We start from the raw sequence: 10,005 nt of genomic DNA, 5'->3' as shown, positions 1-10,005 counted from the left end.
TTTGGTTGTAGCCAATCATCAAAGTGCACTTGACATTCCACTCATTATAGGTTATGTGGCCCCTGTTGCGTTTATTGCAAAAAAAGAACTTGGAAAGGTACCTGGAATAAATTGGTTTTTAAAATATTTAGGCAGTGTATTAATTGAACGCGGAAATATTAGAAAAACAGTGATGGCATTAAAAGAAGTTGTAAAAAAATTAAATGAAGGAGTTCACTTTATTTTATTTCCTGAAGGTACAAGAAGCCCTGATGGAAGTATTTTGCCTTTTAAAAATAGAAGTTTAGAGATTTCATATAAGTATAAAGTAAAAATTTTACCAGTTTCAATATGGGGTGCGCATGAGGTTTTGCCAAAGAAAAGCTTAATTATTAGAAGAAAACCGATTTATATAAAAATCCATGAGCTAGTTGATCCAAATCAATTTGATAACGAAGAGGAATTAAGGGAGCATGTAAGGAATGTTATTATAGAAGGTGTGAATTTTTTGGAGGGGAGGAATTTAAATGAAAAAAGCAACAGTTAAAGCGGTTGTTCTTGATAAATTAAACAACGCACCTGTTGTTATTTTGGGGATAGAGGGGACAAATAAGATATTACCTATTTGGATAGGAGCTTGTGAAGCAAGTGTATTAGCATTAATGCTTGAAAACGCAGATTTTGAAAGACCACTTACACATGATTTGATGATTAATATTATTGAAGGCCTTGAAGCAAAAGTAGAGAGAGTTTATATAAATAAAATTGAGAATAATACATTTTTTGCAAGAGTTATATTGAAAGATTTAACAATTCCTGAAGAAGAAGAGGAAGGTCATTATATAGAATTTGATGCAAGACCATCTGATGCAATAATTTTAGCTCTAAAGACATCAAGTCCTATATATGTTTCTAATGAGCTTGTAAACACACATACAGTAAATTTTGAAGGTGAAAAATTTGATGATGAAGATGAAGAATTTAAAAAATTTGTTGAAAATTTAGACATTGAAGAATTTAAAAGAAGATTTAAAAAGGGCTCACAGGGGGATAATTAATGGGATTTTTAAAGAAAATACTTGAAAAAATTTCTCCATTTTTTACGATGTTAAAAGAAAAATTAAAATTAAATAAAGTAATTGAGTTTTTAAAATCGTTTTATAAAAGAAAAGTTCTGTTTATATTAACTATTTCAATAGTTGTAATTGCTGTTGCTTTGTCTATTTTGCTTTCTAGAATACTAAGCAAGAATGCAATAGAAATTAATCCAAATCAAGAAATAACCATTATAGAAAATTTACATGTTAATATTCCAAAAGGAGCTTTTCCATATGAAAAAAAATTCAACCTTATTCCTTTAACTAAGGACTCAAACCCTGGAATTTTCTCATCTGCTCCATTTATAGATGTAGTTTACGATGTTAAAGCGGCAGACGGGAAGACTGATTTTTCGTATGTTCCTATGACTTTTAGATATTATTTTCCAGCAAAATATTTTTTGGGAATTGATTATAACAATGTTGCACTTGCCTATATTCCGGACGATGGAAGTGCATTTAGAGTTTTCCCCGGATGCTACATTGGCTATGATGAAAAAGGATATTTTGTAGAAGCTAAGTCTTTTCACAGCTCTAAGATTGGGGTTGTAGCTTTAACTCCAAAAAAACAAGAACTAGGTATTAAAGTTTTAGTAGAAAAGTTGAGCCCAGAGCCTGCAATATTAATAGTTCCTGGAACAGATAGAAACTTTAAAGGATATTTTAAATCTGATGAAAGTTCAGATTTAAATTTTTGGTCTGTTGCATTTTCAAATAGAACTATAATGCTTTACAATTATCCATTGTATGAAGTACGCTCAAAGTTATACCAAGATATGGTAACAGATTACTTTAAAAGATCCGAACTAAAAAGTTACATAGAATTTGAAGCAGAAAGACTAGCTAGTGAATTGAAGAGGTTTAAAAATTTTAAATTTGATATTGTTGCACAAGACATTGGTGGGCTGATAGTTACTTACACACTTCTTTTACATCCAGAAATAAATAATATAAGAAGAATTGCTTTTGTATCTGTCCCTTTTAAGGGAACCAATATTTCAAACCCTGTGTATTTTGCATCACTTTTATATGGTAAAAACCCAAGTGCACTTTCAAAAGTCTATAACTTGGATGAAAATATAGTATCTTCAGTTCAAACTCATATTTTTACGTATTTGGAAACTGTAAATACGTATTGGAATGAGATATTACCAAACTCTCAGCTACTAAAAAAATTTGAAAATTTCAAATTTCCAGATTCTGTAAAAGTAGTTTCTTTTATGGGTACAAGACCTCCACTTGGGATTGATATTACAGGAAGTGGCCTTGCAAAATTTTATCCTGAGTTGATAAAGGGGCAAGGTGATGGAATCGTCTCAACTGATTCTGCAACACTTGAAGGAGTTCAGCTTGTTCAAATAGACGGTGATGCTTATACATTTTATTCAAAGAGTGAGTTTATAGAAAAGTTGAAGGAATTCTTTACTTTTGATGAGATTAAAGTTCCTGAATATAAGGATGATACGTATAGAGAATATGTTTCTCAAACTGAAAAGGAGAAAGAAGTATATCTTTCCAAATTAATTCCTTATAGATTTTCTGGTGCAACTATTTCAGATTCAATTGTCGTAGAATCTGAAGAAAAGTTAGATTATCCTGGAAACCAAATAGCAATTTACAAGTCTGTGGTTTATACAGGCGGGCCTGATGGACTATTTGCAAACGGAACTAAATTAATGGATGGACCAATTTTAAACTTAAAAGAAACTTTTGATGGAGTTTCTTTTAGAACGGCAAACGAGATATATTTCTATAGTCCGGCAATTAAAAAGAAATATAATATTGTATACGTTTCTGATTTTCTTGCAACAGCTGAAGGTGTATATACTGCTGTTCAAGCAGGAGAGATGATAAGCTTCTGGGATCCACGTGGTAATAAAATTGTGGACTTGAAAGGACAATATGGAAGGATTAAAGTTGATAACAACTATTTGATTTTTTATACAAACAAGCAGATTTATGTTCCAAAATTAGAACTTCTTTTAAATGTTCCTCAGCTTGAAAACAAAAGTATAGATATTTCTGATGCTATTATTTACAAAAATGAAGTATTGTCAGTTACACGTAGTTATGGATTTTTATTCTTTGACATAGGTACTACAGAAGGAAACTACGTAGGAGAAGGTTGGATAGGAAATATCAAAATCCATCATGTTGCAAATTACTTTTTGACAATTGGAAAGAACTTTATTACCATAGTTGATATTCCTGAAAGAAGAGTGTTAAAGATAATTGAGAAACTTGATTTTGATGTAATAAATTCTGCTACAGATGGTAAATACTTATATTTAGTATCAAAAGATGGCATTTATAAATATAAAGTTAGGGAGTATTAGAGGAGGTATAGAATGATACATCTATTTTTGGGGCATTATGTTGCGGATCACGGTTTTACTCACAATAGCAAATTGAGGCATTTAAAAGGTTGGAAGTTAATTGAACATCTTATATGGTCTGTTTTTGCGATACTTGCATTTACCTTTGATACATTGCTCAAAAATGCACCAGTTATTTTATTTACTTTTATTGCAATTCACCTTGTTCTTGACTATTTAAGGGTAAAGGTTAAAAAGGAGAGTTTTTATCATTTAATAGAAATTTTAGGCATAATTTTGGCACTTATTTTTAATTACAGTGTTTATAAATATTTTTATACTTCTTATCTTTCAAGAGAGTTTGTGTTGTATCTGTTGGGAATGGCTCTTGTAACTACAGCTTTGTCTTACTTTTTTAGAAATTTTTACCCAAAGGATGAAATGTTTGAAGATTTAGAGGGAATTTCTGAAAGACTTGCATTTTTTGTTTTCTTTTTAGCTAACAAGCCTTTCTTTGCATTTCTATCGTTGTTGTTAGGATTTATGTATAGACTGTGGAAAGTAAAAAAATTTGATCATGTCTGGTGGATAAGTCCTGCATTTGCTGTTGTATTTTCTATGATTTGGAAGGTGATTGTTTTTTAGGGGGAGATGTAATTGGATAATAAAAAGAAATTACTAATTTATCTTATTTTTGTTTTTTTCACAATATTTTCGTTAATATTAATAGTTAAAATTTCAAAAAAAGATGTTCCTTTAATTGTTTTAAAATCTCCGGGTGCTAGCGAAATTTTAAAGCAAAGAAAAGTAAAATTTTCTTGGGATGTTGATTATAAAAGGCAGATTACTTTGTTTTCCCATGTCTTTCTTGGAAATAGCAAAGAATCTATGCAAGAGATTTATTCAGGTATAGATAATAACTTGGAAAAAGTACTAAAACCCGGAACTTATTATTGGAAAGTACAATCTAAGTTTGGAAATAAATTAATTGAAAGTAGTATTGCTACATTTACAATAGTTAATAATTTTCCGATTTTGGAAGATGTAAAAGCAAGTGTTGATAAAAATGTGGTAAGTTTTGAATGGAACGCCAAAGACCCAGATAATGATCTACTAAGTTATTCTTTATTTTTGTACGATTCTTCAAACAATGTAAACAAAATAGATTTAAAAAATAATTTTTACAGGTTAAATCTTCCAGCTGGTAAATACAGCTGGAAGATTGTTTGTTTTGATGAATTTGGTGGAGTGACAGAATCAAAATTAAATTATTTTGAAATTAATAGTGAAGAAGAAAAGGTAGATTTTATACCAACTTTTGATATAGCAAAGAAGAAAGAGGGATTTTTGATTTCATTTAAAAGATTAGAGGGCTATAAATACTTTTTACAAATAATATCAGATAAAGAAAGAGAAATAAAATTGGATAAAGATTTTTATCTTTTTACTGATTTTAAAGAAGGGGTTAGGTATAAGGTAAGATTGAGGGTTGAAAATGATTCTGGCAAAAGGTTTTATAGCCCCTACAAGGAAATTTTTGTTGAAAGTAAAGATAATGTACCGCCAAGTTTTGAAGTTCTTTTTCCAAAGGATGGATTTAGTGGAATTTCAGACAAGCTAGTGTTTAGGTGGAATATTAAAGATGATAAAACTGAACCTTCTGTAACTTTGTACCTTGGAACAGAGAAAGATAAATTAAAAAAGATTGTATCTAATTACAAAGCAAAAAGCTATGAGTATAAGGGTCTTTTACCAGACACTACTTATTTTTGGAAGTTGGTTGTTTCAGATGGTGTAAATAGCGTCGAAAGTACTATTTTTGAGTTTAAAACAGGTCCTTTAGTTGAAATAATTGATGTAATTGGCACAGAAAATGATGATTTTGTAAATGATGTTTTGCAAATAGATGATGATATATATATTTTAATGACCAGTGGAGAAAACGTCATATTACGCGATGTTAGTGGAAAATATAACTTAGATCTAAACATTAAAGGTGAAGGTGTCGATGTTGAAGAAAAAGATGGTGTTTTCTATATATTGGCAAATACCAAAGATGGAGATTACATCCTTTCTGCATTGAAAAATGGTATTTTTCTCTTCAAAAAGAGATATGGGGGAAAATATAAAGATACTGCTAAAAAGCTAATGTTAAGTGATGATGGTATTTACATTTTGGGTGATACATGGTCGGATGATTTTGTACATTTGTATGGTTGGAATGATGTTTTTATACAAAAAATTGATTATAACGGAAAAGTAATTTGGACTAGAAATTACGGTGGAAGTAAGTTTGATGAAGCTGTAAGCTTTGCAAAGACAAGTAAGGGTTATGTAATTGTTGGAAATACTATGTCAAAAGATGTAGATATACCTAAAAATTATGGTATGAAAGATATATTTGTTATGTACTTAGATAAAAATTTTACTCCCAAAGTTACAAGAGTGTTTGGTAGGGAAAATAACGATACAGTAAGTGCGTTAAATGTTACGGATGGCTTTGTCTATATTGTTTCAAAGGTATACTTTAATAAAGATGGAGAAACAGAAGATGCAAATGTCTATTATTTACAACTCAATGAAGATGGAGTACGTTTAGAAGAAAAATTGCTTGGTGGTAGTGGTAATGATATTTGCAATGACATAAAAATTTATAAAGATAATGTCTATTTATTTGGAAGTACTAATTCAAGAGATGGTGATTTTTACACATATTATACGGCAAAAGGTTTTGGAGATTTGTTTATTTCAAATTTAGGAAAATGGACAATTGTAAATGGTGGATATGAAGAAGATGAAATAAAGTATGGATTAATTACAAAAAATGGTATAATATTTATCGGAAATACTAGTTCGCATAGCGGACTATTTGACAAGCATATAGGGAATGTGGATGTATTTATAGGAAAAATTGAGAGGTGAAAACACTTGATCAAAGACTTTGTAAAGAAAAGATTTTGGTTTTACCTTGCTGGAGTATTTACACTCATTGTTGTTGATACACTTCAACTTATTGTTCCAAAGTTTATTTCCCGTGCAGTTGACAGTCTAAATGTTGAAACTCCCGATGTTAATGTTGCAAAAATTATGGCGCTTGGAATTGTCGGGATTGCAATTGGTATGTTTATTACTAGATTTTTCTGGAGATTTTTTATAATTGGAAGTGCCAGAAAGTTTACATATGAGGCAAGAAAAATTTTGTACGACAAAATTCTTTCACTTGATATGTCGTTTTTTGATAAACATAGAAGTGGAGACTTAATGGCACATTTTACAAATGATATGAACAATATTGAAAGAATGATGGGGCCTGGAATAGTGATGATGGTCGATGCATCATTTATGTCTGTAATTACGATCTTTTTTATGGCAACTAGCGTTGGATGGAAATTAACACTTATAGCTTTAATACCACTTCCGCTTATAGTACTTATTTCCCTTGTTTTTGGAAAATTTATTTACAAGCGTTCAAAAAAGGTTCAGGATTCATTTTCTGATTTGAGTGGTTTTACTGAAGAATCTATAGATGGTGTGAGAATTTTAAAAACGTTTTCTATTTTGCCAAAGTTTGAAGAAATATTTCAAGTTAAGGCAAAGGATAACTTTAAAGCAACACTTTCTCTAATAAAAGTTTGGGGAATTATGTGGCCGCTAATACATTTTATTAGTTCTATGGCTTACTTTATAACCATTGCATATGGTGGCCCGATGGTTATAAATCAAAAAATTACATTAGGAGAATTTTTTGCATTCAATAACTATATTGGTATGATAGTCTGGCCTTTGACAGCAATTGGTTGGGTTATCAATATAATTCAAAATGGTAGGGCATCGTATAACAGAGTATTGAATATTTTAAATACACAATCAAAGGTTGTCGAACCTGAAAATCAAGATATAAAAATTGGAAGTATTGACAACATTGAAATTAAAGATCTAAATTTTGCATATCCAGAATCCGATAGACTTGTTTTGAAAAACGTAAACATGAGAATTTCAAAAGGTCAATTGGTTGGAATCGTTGGGACAGTAGGAAGTGGAAAGTCTACAATAGTAAAGATAATAAGTAAACTCTATCCTGTTCAAAGAGGTCACGTATTTGTAAATGGCTATGATATCAACGATATTCCATCAAAAATTGTTAGAACGAAAATATCCTATGTTCCACAAGAAACGTTTTTGTTTTCAACAAGTTTAAAGAATAATATTGCATTTGGAATGGAAGATTTTGATGAATGGCAGGTAAAAGAATATGCAATGCTTTCTGCAGTTCATAGTGATATAGAGAGATTTCCAAAAAGTTATGACACGGTTGTTGGTGAAAGAGGAGTTACCCTTTCTGGAGGACAAAAACAAAGAGTTACGATTGCAAGAGCTTTAATTAGAAATAGTGATGTATATATATTTGATGATTGTTTGTCAGCAGTAGATCCTGAAACTGAAGAAAAAATTATTAAAACTTTGAGGGAAAGTATGAAAAATAAAACCATGGTTATTATTACCCACAGGTTAAAAGTTTTGACAAATGCAGATATGGTTTATGTTTTTGATAACGGAGAAATAATTGAAAGTGGAAAACATGATGAACTAATGAACTTAAATGGGCTTTATGCAAAAATGTATAGAAAACAATTAATTGAGGAGGAACTTAGTTAATTTTAAACCCTAAAAGGAGGTGTTTGTATGAGAAATTTGAAGTTTTTAGTTATTTTGATGGTAGTTTTAGCATTAAGTGTATTTGCAGTTAAAATAAGCATTTTCCATGTAAACGATACACATGGTCATGCATGGACTTTCAGTGAATATCATAACCCAGATATTGGTGGATTTGCAGTTATAGCATCCATAATTGATGAAGAGCGTGCTAAGAATCCAAACGTGTTATTCTTGCATGCAGGTGATATTAACACAGGTGTTCCGGAATCAGATTTGTTAAATGCATTGCCGGACATTTTCGCACTCAACAGGATGAAGTTAGATGCTATGGCAGTTGGAAATCACGAATTTGATAAACCTCGCGATGTTTTAAAGTATCAAATGAGCATTGCAAAGTTCCCATTTTTATCAGCAAATATATATAAAGATGGAAAACCATTCTTTACACCATATATAATCAAAAATGTTGGTGGAATTAAAGTAGCAATTTTTGGTTTAACAACTGAAGAGACAAGCATTCTTGAACCGCTATACAGCCAAGATTTAGAATTTAGAAATGCCATAGAGGTTGCAAAAGAACTTGTTCCTATGTTAAGAGAAAAAGCAGATGTAGTTGTCGCATTAACACACCTTGGAATGGGACAAGAATATGAAGGAAACTATACAACATCTGAAGAACTTGCACAAAATGTTGATGGCATTGATGTAATTATTGATGGACATAGCCATACAAAGCTTGAAGAAGCTAAAGTTATTAATAATACAATTGTTGTTCAAGCATGGGAATGGGGAAAAATTGTTGGAAAACTTGATTTAGATGTTGAAAATGGAAAAATAAAAGAATGGAATTGGACTCCAATTCCAGTAAATCTAAAAGTGTATAAAGGTAAAGATGAAAATGGAAATTCTATCTATGAATACGTTGGAAAACCATATGAGCCAGCAATGTATGTAAAAGTTCCACTTGATTACTTTGCAAAACTTGGTTCAAAGAAACTTGATACAGTAATTGGTGAAACAAAAGTATTGCTTGACGGTGAAAGAGCACATGTAAGATCAGGAGATACAAATCTAGGCCACCTTATAACTGATGCAATGCTCTGGAAAACAGGTGCAGATATTGCTTTCCAAAATGGTGGTGGAATTAGAGCATCTATTGAACCTGGAAAAATTACAATTAGGGATATATTAACAGTACTTCCATTTGGAAACACAGTATACGTTATGAAGATGAAAGGTTCAGACATAATGAAGGTATTAGAATACGCAGCAAATATACCAGAAGGAAAAGGTGCATTTTTGCATGTTGCAGGTCTTACATTTGAAAGCAAAAATGGAAAGGTAACAAAAGTAATGGTTAATGGAAAATCATTAGAAATGGACAAGGTATATAAAGTTGTAACAAATAATTATATGGCTGGTGGTGGAGACGGCTACTCAATGCTTAAAGAAGCAAAAGCAACAGGATATGACACAGGCTTTGTACTAGCTGACGTTGTAGTAGAATATATTCAAAAAGGATTAGGTGGCAAAATTGATAGCTATGATGACACACCAAGATATATTAGAATAAATGAATAAGCAATTAAAAATAATAAAAGCCCGGTCAAAAAGACCGGGCTTTTTTCATATTATAAATTAAGTTATTCTCTTGGAAAGACAATAAATTTAAGAGCAGTTCTTGATTCATTTTCGATATTAACATCGGTAAATGCAGGAACACAAACAAGATCAATTCCACTAGGTGCCAAATAACCTCTTGCAATTGCAATGGCTTTAACAGCTTGATTTACAGCACCTGCACCAATTGCTTGAACTTCAGCCTTCCCTTTTTCCCTAATTACACCTGCGAGAGCACCTGCAACTTTGTTTGGATTTGAACCTGATGCAACTTTAAGGACTTCCATACTAATACCTCCTTTACAATGTTGTTAAGTAAAATTTTGCTAAGTCTGTGT

8 protein-coding genes are annotated in these 10,005 nt (G+C 31.1%); 7 read left to right on the top strand and 1 reads right to left on the bottom strand.

The genetic code is table 11. The features are described 5' to 3' along the window. The 7 genes from JG780_RS04025 to JG780_RS03995 form a co-directional block, all read left to right on the top strand. On the top strand, nucleotides 1–526 hold a 526-nt coding region (locus JG780_RS04025), incomplete at its 5' end, for a lysophospholipid acyltransferase family protein (protein ID WP_287569277.1). Beyond that, entirely contained in the window at nucleotides 507–1,037 is a 531-nt protein-coding gene (locus JG780_RS04020) for a bifunctional nuclease family protein (RefSeq protein ID WP_012579523.1), read from the top strand. The genes JG780_RS04025 and JG780_RS04020, both read left to right, overlap by 20 nt. Beyond that, on the top strand, nucleotides 1,037–3,412 hold the full coding sequence (locus JG780_RS04015) for a hypothetical protein (protein WP_287569276.1): 2,376 nt from the start codon (nucleotides 1,037–1,039) through the stop codon (nucleotides 3,410–3,412). Before JG780_RS04020 ends, JG780_RS04015 begins: the two co-directional genes overlap by 1 nt. Before the next feature lie 12 nt (nucleotides 3,413–3,424). Then, entirely contained in the window at nucleotides 3,425–4,036 is a 612-nt protein-coding gene (locus JG780_RS04010) for a hypothetical protein (RefSeq protein ID WP_287569275.1), read from the top strand. A 12-nt stretch (nucleotides 4,037–4,048) separates the two neighbouring features. Continuing rightward, nucleotides 4,049–6,313 carry a fibronectin type III domain-containing protein gene (locus JG780_RS04005; RefSeq protein WP_287569274.1) on the top strand — a complete coding sequence of 755 codons (2,265 nt, stop codon included), beginning with the start codon at nucleotides 4,049–4,051 and terminating at the stop codon, nucleotides 6,311–6,313. Between the two features lie 6 nt (nucleotides 6,314–6,319). Then, nucleotides 6,320–8,047, top strand: a complete 1,728-nt coding sequence (locus tag JG780_RS04000) for an ABC transporter ATP-binding protein (RefSeq protein ID WP_287569273.1) — start codon at nucleotides 6,320–6,322, stop codon at nucleotides 8,045–8,047. Between the two features lie 27 nt (nucleotides 8,048–8,074). Next, the gene (locus tag JG780_RS03995; RefSeq protein ID WP_287569271.1) at nucleotides 8,075–9,628 is read left to right on the top strand and encodes a bifunctional UDP-sugar hydrolase/5'-nucleotidase; all 1,554 of its coding nucleotides are present in this window, start codon (nucleotides 8,075–8,077) and stop codon (nucleotides 9,626–9,628) included. Between the two features lie 62 nt (nucleotides 9,629–9,690). Here the strand turns inward: JG780_RS03995 and JG780_RS03990 are convergent, their stop codons facing one another. Then, nucleotides 9,691–9,954 (bottom strand): stage V sporulation protein S, encoded by a 264-nt coding sequence (locus JG780_RS03990; RefSeq protein WP_004104037.1) that lies wholly within the window; start codon nucleotides 9,952–9,954, stop codon nucleotides 9,691–9,693. Between the last annotated feature and the right edge of the window lie 51 nt (nucleotides 9,955–10,005).

The sequence above is a fragment of the Thermosipho sp. (in: thermotogales) genome, assembly GCF_020054775.1.
Taxonomy (GTDB): domain Bacteria; phylum Thermotogota; class Thermotogae; order Thermotogales; family Fervidobacteriaceae; genus Thermosipho; species Thermosipho africanus.
This window is presented reverse-complemented; position numbering and strand designations above follow the sequence as displayed.

Coding starts and splice junctions, on each gene's coding strand:
- JG780_RS04020 (WP_012579523.1), top strand. CDS start 507: ATGAAAAAAGCAACAGTTAAAGCGGTTGTTCTTGATAAATTAAACAAC.
- JG780_RS04015 (WP_287569276.1), top strand. CDS start 1,037: ATGGGATTTTTAAAGAAAATACTTGAAAAAATTTCTCCATTTTTTACG.
- JG780_RS03995 (WP_287569271.1), top strand. CDS start 8,075: ATGAGAAATTTGAAGTTTTTAGTTATTTTGATGGTAGTTTTAGCATTA.
- JG780_RS04010 (WP_287569275.1), top strand. CDS start 3,425: ATGATACATCTATTTTTGGGGCATTATGTTGCGGATCACGGTTTTACT.
- JG780_RS03990 (WP_004104037.1), bottom strand. CDS start 9,954: ATGGAAGTCCTTAAAGTTGCATCAGGTTCAAATCCAAACAAAGTTGCA.